This is a genomic window from Paraburkholderia sp. RL17-347-BIC-D, from assembly GCF_046027915.1.
Classification (GTDB): Bacteria; Pseudomonadota; Gammaproteobacteria; order Burkholderiales; family Burkholderiaceae; genus Paraburkholderia.
In genome coordinates, this window is the sequence record NZ_JARESS010000009.1 from 1 (window position 1) to 15,305 (window position 15,305).

Here is a 15,305-nt window from a genome sequence, read left to right on the forward strand (position 1 = left end):
GGGCCCCCCCCCCCCCCGCCGCCCCCCCCCGAGCCGATCCATTCTACCGAGATGTGCAAGCGCGTGCCGGCGGCGCCAAATTCGATGTCGGCACGCCAGACCGCCTACCTCTGAAGGTGTTCGCACGTTACTGCATTGCAGCAATCCACGCTGTTGTATGCAGGCCGTCCAGCTGGCTGATACGGTCGAATTAAATGGGCTTTGAATTGTGCCCGAGCGTGGACTATTCTCAAATAGAACCGGCTTGTATTAAAGCCAGGGCGAGGGCCACAATGAAGCCGTCGCAGTCCGCTTAGCGGTTCGTTTTGTCGCCGCCGGAAGGCGAAGCAGGAGGCGCACATGAAGCTGCTCAGATCAGGCAACCCGTTCCGCCACGCGCACCATGCGCATCACGTCGGACACGAGGGCAGCCATGTCATGCTGCCGCTCGTCGTCATTTCGGTGATGGCGATCGGCGTGTACTTCGGCGTGCGCAACATCGATTTTTCCGAGTTGGGCAAAAGCGCGCTGTTCTATGTCGTGATGCTCAGTGTCGCTCTGGGTATCGCGGGATTGTTCGGCGTCGTCGGGGCCTGGGTTCGGTCAAACGGCGACGACGCCGAAGAGGGCTTCTGCTTCATTGGCGCGTTGATCGGCGCCGTGGTGTTCTACGTGGCGATCTTGAGTTGACCGCTCTCAACAGCAGATCGGGCGCCGTGGATCAGACGATCCGCGCGGCCTCGTCGAAAGCGAAGCGCGGGCTGCGCGGGAACAGTTTCGACGGGTCGCCGTAGCCCAGATTGATCAGGAAGTTCGACTTCACGGTCGTGCCGGCAAAGAACGCTTCGTCGACCTTGGCGGCGTCGAAACCCGACATCGCACCCGTGTCCAGGCCGAGCGCGCGGGCGGCGAGAATCAGGTAGCCGCCTTGCAGCGTCGAATTGCGAAATGCCGTGTCAGCGATCGCCTTGTCGTTACCGGCAAACCAGCTGCGCGCATCGGCGTGCGGAAACAGCTTCGGCAGGTGCTCGTAAAATTCCATGTCCATCCCGACGATCGCCGTGACCGGCGCTGCCATCGTCTTCTCCAGATTGCCTGGCGACAAAGCCGGGCGCAGCTTCTCCTTGCCCTCCTGCGTTTTGACGAAGACAAAGCGGCCCGGGCTGGAATTGGCCGAGGTCGGGCCGAGCAGCACGAGTTCGATGAGTTGTTTGAGCACGGCGTCGTCGACAGGTTTTTGCTGCCAGCCGTTATGCGTGCGCGCTTCGCGGAAAAGCTGATCGAGCGCCTGGTCGGAAAGAATCATTTGATTGTTCCTTGAAGGTTGTGTGTGAATTGGAAAGGACGGCGCCCGGATCAAACCGCAAGCCGCGCGTAGGAGCGTCGCCGTCGTTGCCGCCATAATAGCCAAGGTTCTTTCCGGTCGCGCATTGAGCGCGCGATCGTACTCAGGCAATCTCATGACGGATCTCTTTGCGGATTTTTCCGATGCTCTGCCGGCGCCCGACGTCGACTGGTATCCCGACTGGCTGACGCCTGAAAGGGCGGCACGGGCCTTGACGCAACTCATCGACGAAGTCGAATGGCGTCAGGACATGATAGGCACGCCCGCCGGCCGCGTGCCGCTGCCGCGGCTGACCGCGTGGCAAGGCGAGCCTGACGCCGTCTATGTCTACTCGGGTATTCGCAACGTGCCACAACCGTGGACGCCGACCGTCGCCGAGCTGAAGTCCGCCGTGGAGTCTATTTGCAACGCGCATTTTAATAGCGTGCTGATCAACCGCTACCGCAGCGGCACCGACAGCATGGGTTGGCATGCGGACCGCGAGCCCGAACTCGGCGCACAGCCGGTGATCGCCTCGGTGAGCTTGGGTGTCGCACGCACGTTCGATCTGCGGCATAACAAGACCGGCGTCGTGCAGTCTTTTTCGCTGAAGGGCGGCAGCTTGCTGGTGATGAAGGGCAACACGCAAGCGGATTGGCGGCATCGGGTGCCGAAGGAGCCGCGCGTGGCGGGTGAGCGGATCAATCTGACGTTTCGGTGGGTGACGCCGCGCGCGAGTGTCCGCTGATGGGTCGCGTGTTGGGCGGCGGCGGTGGCGCCGCATAGCCGAGCGTGCCCGACAAGCGCGAACAAGCCGAACAAGCAGCCGAGCACGTAAGCGCATAAAAAAGCGCCAAGCGCATCGCCGAGCCAACCAACGCACTCCGCCCACATCAACAGCGCATCCCACGTCCACGCCACAACCGCCACCGCCCGCTATACCAAAATTGATATCGCCGACGCGAATCATATGATTGGACGGTTAACGCCCTAGACACTACGCTACATCACGATCCACGCACCGTGAGGGCCGCAACGGCTGGGCGGATTCGATGGGTCGCCTACACAACAACGATCAGGAGACAGTCATGGCGAATACACGACGCGCCGCATGTCGTGCGTTGGGCGCGCTCGCACTCTGCGCGGGCTTTGGTGCGCTGACGCTGACCACGCCGGGCGCTTACGCGCAGGACAAACAGATCACGCTGGGCTTCGCGCAAGTCGGCGCGGAAAGCGCATGGCGAACCGCCAACACCGAATCGGTCAAGTCCGCTGCGGCCGAGGCGAAGATCAAGCTCAAATTCTCCGACGCGCAGCAGAAGCAGGAAAACCAGATCAAGGCGATCCGTTCCTACATCGCGCAGAAAGTCGACGTGATTGCGTTTTCGCCGGTCGTCGAGTCGGGCTGGGAACCGGTGCTACGCGAGGCTAAAGCCGCGAAGATTCCGGTGATTCTCACCGATCGCAACATCGACGTGAAAGACACCTCGCTCTACGTGACGATGATCGGCTCGGACTTCATGGAAGAAGGGCGGCGCGGTGGTCATTGGCTCGCGGATCACTATAAAAACGACCAAGGCCCCGTCAACATCGCTGAACTTCAGGGAACGGTCGGATCGGCGCCTGCCAACGACCGGCACTCGGGTCTTCTCGAAGTGATCAAGAACGATCCCAAATTCAAGATCATTGCCTCGCAAAGTGGGGACTTCACGCTGGCCGGCGGCAAGCAGGTCATGGAAGCGTTTATAAAGACATATGGAAATAAAATAAATGTAGTTTATGCGCATAACGACGATATGGCGCTCGGCGCCATCCAGGCGATGGAAGAGGCCGGCATGCATCCGGGCAAGGACGTCATCGTCGTTTCGTTCGATGCGACCAAGGGCGGCTTCCAGGCGATGGCCGCAGGCAAGATGAACGTCGATGTGGAATGCAGTCCGCTGCTCGGGCCGCAATTGATGTCGGCGGTGAAGGATGTGGTCGCCGGCAAGCCGCTGCCCAAGCGTATCCTGACGGAAGAGACGGTCTTCCCGATGAGCGTCGCCGCGCAGACACTACCGACGCGCAAGTATTGACGGTAATTGATAAGGCTTCCTGACTGTCATAAGCGGACATAGACGCACGGAACAACGCGCGACAGGGAAGCGCAGTACCGACACACGAAAAAAGGTTTCTCCAGTGGTGCCTGGCCGTCCGTCTGCTTGGGTAGCGGGCGGCCTCTTTTCCGCGCAATGCCGGCTGGAGGCTGCTGGAGGCCGCCGAACCACGCACCGCCGATCGAGCGAGGCCTATGACGCATCCCGCTTCCGAACCGAATCCGCCGGCTGGCGGCACCGGCAACGCCCAAGCCGCCACCGGAATCACCGGCGCCGCGGCAACCCATGCCGACGGCACCACGAACACTGTCGAACCGATTCTCGCCACCGCCGGCGTCAGCAAGACGTTCCCGGGCGTGAAGGCGCTGCAGCGGGTCGATTTCCGCCTGTTCCCCGGCGAGATTCATACGCTGATGGGGCAGAACGGCGCGGGCAAATCCACTTTGATCAACGTGCTCACCGGCGTCGTCGCGCCGGACGCCGGCACGATCCGCCTCGGTGGCGAGGTGGTGGCGTTCGCCTCGCCGCAGGAGGCCGAAGCGGCCGGCGTGCGCACGCTGTATCAGGAAGTGAACCTGTGCCCGAATCTCTCGGTAGCGGAGAACATTTTCGCGGGCCGGCAACCGAGACGCTTCGGCGCAATCGACTGGCCCGACATCAAGCGTCGGGCTCAAGCCGCGCTGGCGCGCCTCGACGTGACGCTCGACGTCACCCGTTCGCTCGATGCATATCCGATCGCCGTGCAGCAGATGGTGGCCATCGCGAGGGCGCTTTCCGTCGACGCGCGTGTGCTGATTCTCGACGAGCCGACCTCGAGCCTCGACGACGGCGAAGTCAGCCAGCTCTTCAAAATACTTCGGCATCTTAAGCAATCGGGAATTGCGATTCTGTTCGTCACGCATTTCATCGAGCAGACGTATGCCATCTCCGATCGCATTACGGTGATGCGCAACGGCGAGCGCGAAGGCGAGTATCTCGCGCGCGATCTGCCGGCCGATCAACTGGTATCAAAGATGGTCGGCCACGAGCGCATGAGCGCACGTTTGCGTGAAGCCGCCCAGGAAGGACACGACACGCATGAAAAACAAGTCGCGCAGACCGTCCAGCCATTCATCGAGCTGCGCGGCGTCGGACGGCGCGGCACCATGCAGCCGATCGACCTCGACGTGCAGCCGGGTCAGATCCTCGGCCTTGCCGGTTTGCTCGGCTCGGGCCGCACGGAAACCGCGCGGCTGTTGTTCGGAGCCGACCGCGCCGACAGCGGCTCCATTCTGGTGGAAGGCCGCCCCGTGCGGCTGCGTTCGCCGCGCGATGCGGTGCGCCACGGCATAGGCTATTGCGCGGAAGACCGCAAGAAAGAAGGCATCGTCGCCGAACTGTCGATCCGCGAGAACATCCTGCTGGCGTTGCAGGCGCGGCGTGGCTGGTGGCGCAAGATCAACCGGCAACGCGCGCGCGAACTGGCTGATCTATGGATCGAGCGGCTCGGCATCAAGGCCGCGGATGCGGAACAGCCGATCGGCCTGCTGTCCGGCGGCAATCAGCAGAAAGCGCTGCTGGCGCGCTGGCTCGCCACCGATCCCAAGCTGCTGATACTCGACGAGCCGACACGCGGCATCGACGTCGCGGCCAAGTTCGACATCATGGATCGTCTGCTGGCGCTGTGCGCGAGCGGCTTGAGCATCCTGTTCATTTCGTCGGAGATCAACGAGGTGCTGCGCGTGAGTCATCGCGTGGCGGTGTTGCGCGACCGTCGCAAGATCGCCGAAGTGGCCGGTAAAGCGTCGAACGAGGACAACATCTATCGACTCATCGCGGGGAGCGGCGAATGAAGCTATCGAACTGGTTCGTGCGCGACGGCGCCGAGCGGCCGTTGATCTGGCCATGCGTCACGTTGGTGTTGTTGTGCGGGCTGAACCTGTGGGTCAATCCGCATTTTCTGTCGCTGCGCATGCTCGACGGCCATCTGTTCGGCGCGCCGATCGATGTGCTGAATCGCGCTGCACCGCTGGTGCTTGTCGCCACCGGCATGACACTCGTGATCGCGACGCGCGGCATCGACATTTCGGTGGGCGCCGTGGTAGCGATCGCGGGCGCGGCCGCCGCCACGATACTGGCAACGCAGCCGGTGCCGACTGGTGGACTGATCGCACAGGCGCTGATCGCGGCGTTGATCGTCGGCGTGTTGAGCGGCATGTGGAACGGTTTGCTGGTGTCCTTCGTCGGCATGCAGCCGATCATCGCCACCTTGATCCTGATGGTGGCCGGCCGGGGCATCGCGCAATTGCTGACGGCAGGGCAGATCATTCCGATCGGCGCGCCGGGCTATCTGTTCGTGGGCGGCGGCTACTGGCTCGGCGTGCCGTGCTCGGTGTGGATCGCCACGGTGGCGGTGCTGGCCACCGCCGCGCTCGTCGAAGGCACGGCGCTCGGGCTGTTCATTCGCGCGATCGGTGTCAATCCGGTCGCCACGCGTCTGGTCGGCTTGCGATCCAAAGCGCTCGTCTTCGCGGTGTACGGCTTCTCGGGACTGACCGCGGCGATGGCGGGCATTCTCATCAGTTCGAACGTGCGCAGTGCCGATGGCAACAACGCCGGGCTGCTGCTCGAACTCGACGCGATCCTCGCGGTGACACTCGGCGGCACGTCGCTGCTCGGCGGCCGCTTCAGTCTCGCGGGCACGGTGCTGGGCGCGCTGATCATTCAGACGCTGACCTACACCACGTATTCGATCGGCGTGCCGCCGGAAGCCACGCTCGTCGTCAAGGCCGCCGTGGTGCTTGCGGTGAGCGTGATCCAGTCGCCGTCGGCGCGTGCGCTCGGTCTATCGCTTGTCACGCAACGGAGGGTGGCGCGATGAGACGCATCCTCGAAGCCTGGGCTCATATCGTCGATCCGCGCACGCTGCCGATTGCCGTTACGATCCTGCTGTTCTGCGCGCTGTTCGGATTCGGCTCGGTGATGTACACCGGGTTCTTCTCGTGGCAAGTGCTCCTCGATCTGCTGGTCGATAACGCGTTCCTGCTGATCGTGGCGATCGGCATGACGTTCGTGATCGTGTCCGGCGGCATCGACCTGTCGGTGGGATCGGTCGTCGCGCTGACGACCATCGTCGAAGCGGTGCTGTCCGAACATCTGCATTGGCCGGTCTGGGTGATCCTGCCGATCGTGCTGCTGATGGGCACCGTGTTCGGCGCGGTGCAGGGCGCGTTGATTCACTTCTTCCGCTTGCAGGCGTTTATCGTCACGCTGGCCGGCATGTTCTTCGCGCGCGGCTTGTGCTTTCTGATCACGACGCAGTCGATCACCATCACCGATCCGACGTTCCAGAAGATTTCGGCGTTTCGTCTCGACATCGGCGTCGGCTCGGTGACGGCGAATGTGCTGATCGCGTTCGTCACGCTGCTGGCGGCGATCTATGTGGCGCACTTCACGCGGTTCGGGCGCAACGTTTACGCGATCGGCGGCAACGCGCGCTCGGCTTTGCTGATGGGCTTGCCGGTCGCGCACACACGCATCGGCGTGTATGCACTGAGCGGCTTCTGCTCGGCGCTCGGCGGCGCGGTCTTCACGTTCTATGTGTTGTCGGGCTACGGTTTGCAAGGGCAGGGCATGGAGCTCGATGCGATCGCCGCGACCGTGATCGGCGGCACGCTGCTGACGGGCGGCGTCGGCTATGTGATCGGCTCGCTGTTCGGCGTCGGCATTCTCGGCACGATCCAGGCGCTGATCACGTTCGACGGCACGCTCAGTTCGTGGTGGACCCGCATTGTGATCGGCGCCTTGCTGTGCGCGTTCTGCCTGTTGCAACGGCTGATCGAGCGTCACGCCAAATCAGTGGGGCGTCCGGGTGGCACCGGCGCGGTCGTGACCGCGGGACGGGAACGCGGGCACGCGGACGGCTCGGCGGCGTCGGATTCGCATGTGATCGGGCGTGCGCCTGAGCAGGCTTGAACACGCGCGCAGCGGCGGCTCACGTGCTGAGTTGCCGTCCTCTGGTTTCAGGCAACGTCAGCGCGGCGAGGATCACGACACCATACGCGGCCGCTGCGAACACGCCGATCGCGTGGCCGAGCGTCATCGTCTGCGAGACGTAGCCGATCAGGAACGGAAACGTCGCGCCGACCGCCCGCCCGAAGTTGTAGCAGAAGCCCTGACCGGAGCCGCGAATCCGCGTGGGGAACAGTTCGGTGAGGAACGCGCCCATGCCCGAGAAAATGCCGGACGCGCAGAAGCCGAGCGGGAAACCGAGCACGAGCATCGAGAGATTGTCGAGCGGCAGTTGCGTGTAGATCAGCGCAATCGCGCACGACGCCAGTGCGAACGCGATGAAGGCGCGCTTGCGGCCGATCCTGTCGCTGACATAAGCGCCCGTCAGATAGCCGCAATACGAACCGATGATTATCACGCCCAGATAGCTGCCGGTGCCGATCACGCTCAGATGCCGTTCGGTCTTCAGATACGTCGGCAGCCAGGTGGTCACCGCGTAGTAGCCGCCTTGCACGCCGGTTGCCAGCACGGACGCTCGCAGCGTCGTCCACAGAATCTCGCCACGGAAAATATCGAGCAGCGAGGTGCGCGTTTGCGTGGCGGCCTGCGCCGCTTTCTGCTGCCGATGCACTTCGGGTTCGTCGACGAAGCGGCGGATCCAGATCACGAACGGCGCCGGCGCAATGCCGATCGCAAACAGCACGCGCCACGCGTAATCGGCCGGCACCAGCGAGAACACGGCCATGAAGAGCAACGTCGAGATACCCCAGCCGATCGCCCAGCCCGCCTGCACGAGTCCCACCGCCTTGCCGCGATCGCGCGCTCGGATGACTTCGCCGATCAGCACCGCACCGGCCGTCCACTCGCCGCCGAAGCCGAGTCCCATCAGCCCGCGCGCCCACAGCAGTTGCGAGAAATTCTGCGCCAGCGCGCAAGCCAGCGTGAAGACCGCGAACCAGAGAATCGTGATCTGCAGTGTCTTGACCCGGCCGATGCGATCCGACAGCACGCCGGCAGCCCAGCCGCCGAGCGCAGAACTCAGGAGCGTGACCGTGCCGATCAGACCGGCGTCGCCGCGCGTGATGCCCCACGTCGCGATGAGCGTCGGAATCACGAAGCTCAGGAACTGCGTGTCCATGGCGTCGAGCACGTAGCCGATCTTGCAACTCCAGAAGGCGCGCTTCTCACTGGCGGAGATCTGCCGATACCATGCGAACGGGCCTTTTCCTGATCCGGCCGGGTCGTAATGCCCGGTGTCGGCGGTCAACTGCGCTTCGGTTTCCATGCTTGCACTCCGGTCGTCGTTGGCCGCGTTTCGTCGCGCGGCTGGTGATGGGGGCAAACGCCGCGGCTACAGCACCGCCAGCGTGGTGTTGGGAATGTCGGTGACGAGCATGTGTCCCGGCTTGTGCGCAATCGCGAACGGCAGACGCGCGCTTTCGATGGCGGCTTGCGGTGTGACGCCGCAAGCCCAGAACACGGGCAACTCGTCGCCGCGCACTTCGACGGCGTCGCCGAAATCGGGACGCGCCAGATCGCGAATGCCGATCAGCGACGGATCGCCGATATGAACCGGCGCACCGTGCACGGCGGGAAAGCGGCTGGTGATCTGGATCGCGCGGATGGCGTCGGCGGCTTTCATCGGCCGCATCGAGACGACGCGGTTGCCGCCGAATACGCCGGCCGCCACATTGCGCTCGTGTGTGCGATACATCGGCACATTGACCTGCTGTTCGATATGCCGCAGCGCGATGCCTTCACGCCGCAGCATTTCTTCGAAGGAAAACGAGCAGCCGATCGCGAACACCACCAGATCGTCGCGCCACAATTCGTCGAGACTGCGCACTTCCTCGGCGCGCTCGCCATGCCGGTACACATAAAACGCCGGCACGTCGTTGCGGATGTCGAGATCGGCGCCGAGCGCGGGCACGCGCCAATCGCCTGGTTCGCCGATGGCCAGCAGCGGACAGGCTTTCGGATTGAGCGTGCAGAAGCGCAGGAAATCGTCGGCGTGTTGTTTGGGCAGGATGGCGAGGTTGGCTTGCGCATAGTCGCCGCAATAGCCCGCAGTGGGGCCGGACAGGCGGCGGCTGCGTATCTGCTGACGAAACTCGGACGGCGTGTAGGACATGGACTGCTCGACTCCAGGTAGATCGCGTTGGCTGAAAAGCTCTGTGATGCAACCCAGATTAGTAACGTCAAAAATATCCATCCAGCGAGTTTTTATTGCGTTTCGTTAAATTAAACTTAACAGCGCCGCAGCCGGTTTGCGGCGATGATCGCGTCCATCCCGCCGCTGTTGAGAGAACCTGCAATGAACACCCGCTTTGTCGAAACGTTTCTGACGCTCGCCCGCCTGGGCAGTTTTCGCGCGACCGCCACCGCCATGCACGCGACGCCCGCGGCGATTTCGCTGCGCATCAAAACGCTCGAAGCGGAGTTGGGCGTCGAGTTGATCGAGCGCGATGCCGCGGAATTTCAGCTCACCGCGAATGGCGAGCGTCTGCTCGCGCATGCGCGCTCGGTGGTGCAGGCCACGCGCTCGCTGCAACTGGCCGCGCAAGATGAGACGCAAGTGGCGACGCGCTTGCGCCTCGGCGTGATCGAGACGGTGGTGCATAGCTGGCTGCCGGACTACATCCGCATGCTGAACCTCGAGTACAACCGCATCGTCGTGGATCTCACCGTCGATTCGAGCGCGATACTCGGGCCGCGTTTGCGCGCGGGCGAACTGGATCTGGTGATTCAGGTGGAAGAAACCGGGGAGCATGAGGCGTCGATCGTGTCGACCTTATTGGCGAGCTATCCCGTGCGCTGGATCGCGCGCAGCGATCTGATTCCCGCCAGCCGCGCAAAACATGTGCAAACGATGTTGAGCAAACCCGTGCTGACGTTCGGCCGTGGCACCGCGCCGCAAGTCGCCGTCGATGCGATCGTGCAGGCGCTCGCAAAGCGCGCCGGTGTGCCGCTCGCGCAGACTCAGGTGACCTGCATGCCGTCGGTCGCGGTGATCGTGAAACTGCTGCGCGACGGCTTTGGGATTGCGGCGGTGCCCGCGCTATTCGTCGAGCCTTATCTAAGCAACGGCGAACTGGGGCAATTGCAGGTGCGTCCGCTGCCGCCGCCGATCGATGTCGCGATGTATTACCGTGACGACGCCGATGTCGGCGTGCTGGCGGCATCGCGTGTCGCGCGTAACGCGTGCGATCAGTATGCGAAGGCGATGGGGCGGCAGTTGATCGAGAAACGCTGAGGCATGCTGACGAACACCGCGCGGCGTGTTTAGCCGGCGTCCAGACGCCGTCGCGCGGTGGCCACGAGTCGATCGAACGAGAAGGTGCTGGCTGCGAGCGCGGCGGTTTCAGGAAAGTACTCGTGCGCGATGTCCGTCAAGACCTGACCCGGTGGCGCTTCGATCAGCACGTGTGCGCCCATTTCCTGCATGACCGTAAGCGCGTCGAACCAGCGCACGGTGTGGCGGATATTGGTCGCGAGGTCGTTGCGGATCGCGTCCGCCGTATACAACGGACGGCCACCGCGATTGCCGACATAGATGCTTTGCGGCGCGTGAAAGGGCACGTCCTTCGCGTAGGCGACCAGTTCGTCCGTGGCTTGCGCGAGCAATTCGCAATGCGACGGCACACTCACCGCGAGGCGAGTGGCCTTGCGCGCGCCCGCTGCGAGCGCGCGTTTGATGAAGGCGTCCAGTGCGTCATTCGGGCCCGCTATGACAATCTGGCGCGGCGCGTTCACATTGCCGATATAGACATGCTGCTGTTCTTCTTCGGCATGCCGCGCAGCGAGGGTTTCCACTTGATACTCGGTCAAACCCGATATCGCGGCGAGACCGTAGCCGGATGGGTACGCAGTCTCCATCAATTCGGCCCGGCGGCGAACCATTTTCAGCGCGTCTTCGAAGTGAATCGCGCCGCAGCTCACTGCCGCCGGATACGCGCCGACCGATAAGCCCGCGCTGATCTCCGGCACGAACCGTTCGGCAGCCAGCGCGCGCATGAGCGCCACGCCCGCGACCGTCAAGCCGATCTGCACCGCGACGGTCGAGCGCAAGGCGTCGGGCGTGTCCAGTGTGAGCACATCGACGCCGAGCACCTGCGACGCTTCCGCGAGCGTGTCGCGCACCGCATGATGCTCCGGCAGACGATGCAGGAAACCATCCGTCTGCGCGCCCTGGCCGGGGAAAAGCAGCGCGAGCATCAGGCGTCGCCGCCGTGAGACGTGGCGGCCCAGGGATTCTCGATCAGTTGCGGGCCACGCTCGTGGCGTGCCAGCACGCGCGGTTTGCCCGCTGCCCACTCGGCTAGCGGCACGCCGCCGGCGGGCGTATCGAGCTGCGCGTCCACGCGCACGCCGATGCGTTCCGCCAGCGCTTGCAGATGCCGCAGCAATTCAACGGCTCGAACTTGCGCGAGCGGTTTGTCGCGGGTGCGGATGAGCAGGTCGAGATCGCTCGTTGCCGTCACCGTCGGTACGTGTGTCGCAAGTTCGAAGCCGGCACTACCAGTCGGTCCCCAGACGAATGCACTCAACGGACCCGTCGCGTCCTCCTGCAACGCGGCGAGCGCGGCGAAAGCGGGCAGTGCGTTGCGCCCGGCGAGTGGCGTGCATGAAAAAGCGAGCGCTTCCGGCGACACGGCGCTCACCACATCCGCCGACGCTGCCCACGTGCCATAGCGCTCCGACCGCCCGGCACCGCGCATACCGATCGCGACGAAGCCGTTGGCCGCCAGCGCGCGTCGTACGACCGCATACGGCGCGCGCTGGAAAGCCCCGCGCACCCACGCCGGTTCACCATCGAATGCTTGCAAGCGTTGCAGACGCAGCAAATCATGCGGCCGCCATCGCGCGTCGCACGACAATGCGTGTTCGATTGCAAACGGCGGCGCGGCACACACTTGCATCACACGGCATCCCATTGTTCGGCGAGACGCCGCCGCACTTCGATCGACGCCGCGCGATTCTTCTGCGCCGCCGCCGATTCCAGCCGATGCGCGAGATTGCGGCGGCCATCGTCGCGCACGCTGCGTATCTGCTCGCTCAACACCTGGCGCACACGCTCGATCTGCGCGGCGTCCGGTGCATCGGCATCGACGCCGTCGATCAACTGGTCGAGCAGGCCGAGTTTGGCGAAAGACGTCATCGAGTAAGACATCGGCACGATGGTTTCGCCGAGCGCGTCGAGCGCTTCGACCGTGCGGCGCGTGACGCGCGCGGCGGCTTCCTTGCCCATCGCGTGAACCATGGTGCCGGGCGCGTCGAGCGCGACGATGCGGTTGCCCTGGTAGCCGTGCGCGAGGAAGGCGCCCGACATGGCCGGTCCGACGATCAGCGCGATCACCGGATGGCCCGCGTCGCGCGCGGCGGCGTAGGCGTCGACGGCCGCGGCGCAGGCGAGGTGAATACCGAGCATCTCCTCGCGATAGCCGTACGCCTGGCTTTTCACGTCGACGATCGCGACGATCGGGCGGCGCGTGCCGCTCGCTTCATCCCGCGCAACGGCATCGCGCACGGCGCGCGCGAGCCGCCAGCCCTGTTCGAGGCCGACCACGTTATCGGTCGCGCGCGGAAAGCGGTTGGCGGGATCGGGCACGACTGAGAAGAAATGCGCGGTCTCGCCGTCGAGCGGCGCGTCGCCGCTCAACACAGGCGCCTGGCTGATCGATTCGCCTGCCAGCGCCTGGAACCAGCGCGCGCCGCGGCTAGGTTGTGCGTCGCTCATGCTTGCTCCTTGCGTGATTCGGTTTGCCCGTGACGGTTGAACACGTCACGCATGGATTCCGGTGTGACGCTAGCGGGATCGATCTGCGCGAGCCGGTTCAGGAAAACGTCGACCTGTTCGCTGCGATGCGCGGCGGGCACGCCTTGCTCGAAGGCGGAACGCACGGCGGTGCGCACCGCGTCGGCGTCGTCGTCGACCAGTTGATCGGCGAGCGCGGTCGCCGCCCGCTGTTCGCCGCCGATCAGTTGCCACACGCGGCGGCGATCGCTTGCATCGAGCTCGTCGATGCCGGCTTCCTGTTCGATCACTTCGGGTCCGTTCATGCCGAGCCGCCCTTGCTTCGTAACGACCAGGTACGAGCACAACGCAGCCGCCAGCGACATGCCGCCGAAGCAGCCGACCATACCCGCGATCACGCCGACCACCGGCACATGCCGCCGCAATGCGACGATCGCGGCCTGAATCTCCGCGATCACCGCGAGGCCGAGATTGGCTTCCTGAAGCCGCACGCCGCCGGTTTCGAACAGCACGACCGGCCGCACGATCTTGCCGCGTTCGCAGTCGCGCAAGGCCAGTTCGAGCGCCGCGGCGATCTTGCTGCCCGACACTTCGCCGATGCTGCCGCCCTGGAACGCGGACTCGATCGCGGCGACCACGGCGGGTTCGCCGTCGATGGTGCCGCGCGCGATCACGCAGCCGTCATCCGCCTGGCAGACGACGCCTTGCAACGGCAGCCACGGCGATTCGATCTTGTCGAACGGGCCGAGCAGTTCGCGGAAAGTGCCCGCATCCAGCAGCGAGCGGGCGCGCTCGCGCGCCGGCAGTTCGATGAAACTCTCGCGCAGCATCGGCGCGGGATGAGCGGTCGCAGCCGTATTCATGCGTCGTCTCCCTGTTCGGCGGCTTCGACGGCCTCCGCGAGCCGCAACGCCACCACGCCGGGCGTCGCGCCGAAGTCGTTGATTTCGATTTGCGCGGCGCCGTCGTAGCGGGTGAAAAAGCGGTCGAACACGCTCTTCCAGATGTGGCTGTAGCCGTCGACGCTGGTGCGCACGACGACGTGCGCCGTCAGTGCGCTAGCCGGATCGGCGGGCGAGAGCAGCACTTCCAGATCGCCCGAGCCCACCACGCCGACATGCGCGCGGGTCGTGACGGCGCGTTTCGCCGGATAGTCGAAGGTCAGATTTTCCATGAGTCGGAGCTCCTGTCGGCGTCGTGATGCGCCAGCATGTCGAGAAAGAGGGTGGCGGCGAGCAGATCGGCTGCGCCGCCGGGCGATGCGTTGAGCGATAGCAAGTTGTGTTCGAGCGCGGCGAGAGCGGCGCTGCCCGCGGGCGTCGAACTGCCGCCCGCGTCCAGCACGCGTTGCGCGCCGTGTTGCCCGGCGTGCAAACCGGGCAAGCCCGCGCGATGCAGCAGGCAGGTGTCGTCCAGCTTTGCCATGATCGAGAGCAGGGCGTCGACGCGCGCGGCGTTTTCGTCGATGCCTCGCTCGCGCGCCGCGAGCAACGCGGGCAGGCCCACATCGACGACATGCGGGAAGCCGTCTTGCGCTTCGCGGCGCGCTCCGCCGACCTGGTAGCGCTGACGCGCGCGTTCGCCGTGACTGTCGGCGGGCGCGGCGAAGCGATCCGGGAAGCAGGCGATCTGCGCGGCAAGCGTGCTGATCTGCGACGCGTTCGGACGCATGGCGCCGATGGGCAGCGACGCCCCCGCGACCAGCAGGCCGACGATCCAGATCGCGCCGCGATGCGCGTTGCTGCCGCTTGTTGCTTGCAACATGTCCTGTTCGCCGGCGCGGCCGATCTGCGCGAGTTCAGCGCGCAGTAACGCGGACGGTTCGCCGCGGCGGCGCGCCGCGCGGGCAAGCATCGCGAAGGTCGGCTCGAGCGCGTGCGCCGAGCGCAGCATGGTGTCGAGATCGAGGTCGCGATGCGCGCCGCTGCCGCGCCGGTCGACCAGCGCGGGCTTGGGCGTGAGTTGCGCTTCGTCGATCAGTGCGGTGATGGCATAACGTGCCAACTGTGTGTCGGAAAGCGTAGGCGCGAGACGGGCGGCGCGGGCCGTGGCGTGTGAGCCGTCGGCAACGTCGACGCGCGAATCGGCCGGCGTCGCGCGTACGGCGCGACCACACGGTGCTTGCGCTTGCGCGCACGCGAGCAAAGCAGCGGGCGCCATG

At 64.9% G+C, this 15,305-nt stretch carries 16 protein-coding genes; 7 read left to right on the plus strand and 9 right to left on the minus strand.

Translation table 11 applies throughout. The features are described 5' to 3' along the window. Positions 1-339: 339 nt before the first annotated feature. Positions 340-669 carry a hypothetical protein gene (locus tag P0D96_RS14305; RefSeq protein ID WP_132382733.1) on the plus strand — a complete coding sequence of 110 codons (330 nt, stop codon included), beginning with the start codon at positions 340-342 and terminating at the stop codon, positions 667-669. A 31-nt stretch (positions 670-700) separates the two neighbouring features. On the opposite strand, the gene P0D96_RS14310 is transcribed toward P0D96_RS14305, so the two are convergent. After that, a complete protein-coding gene (locus tag P0D96_RS14310; RefSeq protein ID WP_132382735.1) occupies positions 701-1,285 on the minus strand; it encodes a malonic semialdehyde reductase in 585 nt (194 codons plus the stop codon). A 154-nt stretch (positions 1,286-1,439) separates the two neighbouring features. Here P0D96_RS14310 and P0D96_RS14315 point away from each other — a divergent pair, with 154 nt between their 5' ends. From P0D96_RS14315 to yjfF, 5 genes are all read left to right on the plus strand, one after another. Continuing rightward, positions 1,440-2,051 (plus strand): alpha-ketoglutarate-dependent dioxygenase AlkB family protein, encoded by a 612-nt coding sequence (locus P0D96_RS14315; protein WP_408313975.1) that lies wholly within the window; start codon positions 1,440-1,442, stop codon positions 2,049-2,051. A gap of 340 nt (positions 2,052-2,391) precedes the next feature. After that, a complete protein-coding gene (locus tag P0D96_RS14320; RefSeq protein WP_132382739.1) occupies positions 2,392-3,378 on the plus strand; it encodes an ABC transporter substrate-binding protein in 987 nt (328 codons plus the stop codon). Between the two features lie 215 nt (positions 3,379-3,593). After that, on the plus strand, positions 3,594-5,231 hold the full coding sequence (locus tag P0D96_RS14325) for a sugar ABC transporter ATP-binding protein (RefSeq protein ID WP_408313977.1): 1,638 nt from the start codon (positions 3,594-3,596) through the stop codon (positions 5,229-5,231). Then, complete coding sequence (locus P0D96_RS14330; protein ID WP_408313979.1) at positions 5,228-6,259, plus strand: ABC transporter permease; 1,032 nt, start codon at positions 5,228-5,230, stop codon at positions 6,257-6,259. Before P0D96_RS14325 ends, P0D96_RS14330 begins: the two co-directional genes overlap by 4 nt. After that, positions 6,256-7,353, plus strand: a complete 1,098-nt coding sequence (yjfF, locus tag P0D96_RS14335) for a galactofuranose ABC transporter, permease protein YjfF (protein WP_132382745.1) — start codon at positions 6,256-6,258, stop codon at positions 7,351-7,353. Before P0D96_RS14330 ends, yjfF begins: the two co-directional genes overlap by 4 nt. A gap of 19 nt (positions 7,354-7,372) precedes the next feature. Here the strand turns inward: yjfF and P0D96_RS14340 are convergent, their stop codons facing one another. Next, complete coding sequence (locus P0D96_RS14340; protein WP_408313981.1) at positions 7,373-8,674, minus strand: MFS transporter; 1,302 nt, start codon at positions 8,672-8,674, stop codon at positions 7,373-7,375. A 66-nt stretch (positions 8,675-8,740) separates the two neighbouring features. Continuing rightward, positions 8,741-9,520: a putative hydro-lyase gene (locus P0D96_RS14345; RefSeq protein WP_408286116.1), complete on the minus strand. Its 780-nt coding sequence runs from the start codon at positions 9,518-9,520 to the stop codon at positions 8,741-8,743. 183 nt (positions 9,521-9,703) lie between these two features. Here P0D96_RS14345 and P0D96_RS14350 point away from each other — a divergent pair, with 183 nt between their 5' ends. Next, a complete protein-coding gene (locus P0D96_RS14350; RefSeq protein ID WP_408313983.1) occupies positions 9,704-10,642 on the plus strand; it encodes a LysR family transcriptional regulator in 939 nt (312 codons plus the stop codon). A 29-nt stretch (positions 10,643-10,671) separates the two neighbouring features. Here P0D96_RS14350 and mdcH read toward each other — a convergent pair whose 3' ends face one another. Genes mdcH through P0D96_RS14380 form a run of 6 tightly spaced genes read right to left on the minus strand, consistent with a single transcriptional unit; the run spans position 10,672 to position 15,304 of the window. Further along, positions 10,672-11,604: a malonate decarboxylase subunit epsilon gene (gene mdcH, locus P0D96_RS14355; protein WP_408313985.1), complete on the minus strand. Its 933-nt coding sequence runs from the start codon at positions 11,602-11,604 to the stop codon at positions 10,672-10,674. Then, entirely contained in the window at positions 11,604-12,308 is a 705-nt protein-coding gene (locus P0D96_RS14360; protein ID WP_408313987.1) for a malonate decarboxylase holo-ACP synthase, read from the minus strand. The genes mdcH and P0D96_RS14360 overlap by 1 nt, the downstream gene beginning before the upstream one ends. Further along, complete coding sequence (gene mdcE, locus P0D96_RS14365; RefSeq protein WP_408313989.1) at positions 12,308-13,126, minus strand: biotin-independent malonate decarboxylase subunit gamma; 819 nt, start codon at positions 13,124-13,126, stop codon at positions 12,308-12,310. Before mdcE ends, P0D96_RS14360 begins: the two co-directional genes overlap by 1 nt. Next, positions 13,123-14,007, minus strand: a complete 885-nt coding sequence (locus tag P0D96_RS14370) for a biotin-independent malonate decarboxylase subunit beta (protein WP_132382759.1) — start codon at positions 14,005-14,007, stop codon at positions 13,123-13,125. The genes mdcE and P0D96_RS14370 overlap by 4 nt, the downstream gene beginning before the upstream one ends. Beyond that, a complete protein-coding gene (locus tag P0D96_RS14375; protein ID WP_132382761.1) occupies positions 14,004-14,318 on the minus strand; it encodes a malonate decarboxylase subunit delta in 315 nt (104 codons plus the stop codon). Before P0D96_RS14375 ends, P0D96_RS14370 begins: the two co-directional genes overlap by 4 nt. Further along, positions 14,306-15,304 (minus strand): triphosphoribosyl-dephospho-CoA synthase, encoded by a 999-nt coding sequence (locus tag P0D96_RS14380; RefSeq protein WP_408313992.1) that lies wholly within the window; start codon positions 15,302-15,304, stop codon positions 14,306-14,308. Before P0D96_RS14380 ends, P0D96_RS14375 begins: the two co-directional genes overlap by 13 nt. Position 15,305: the final 1 nt, after the last annotated feature.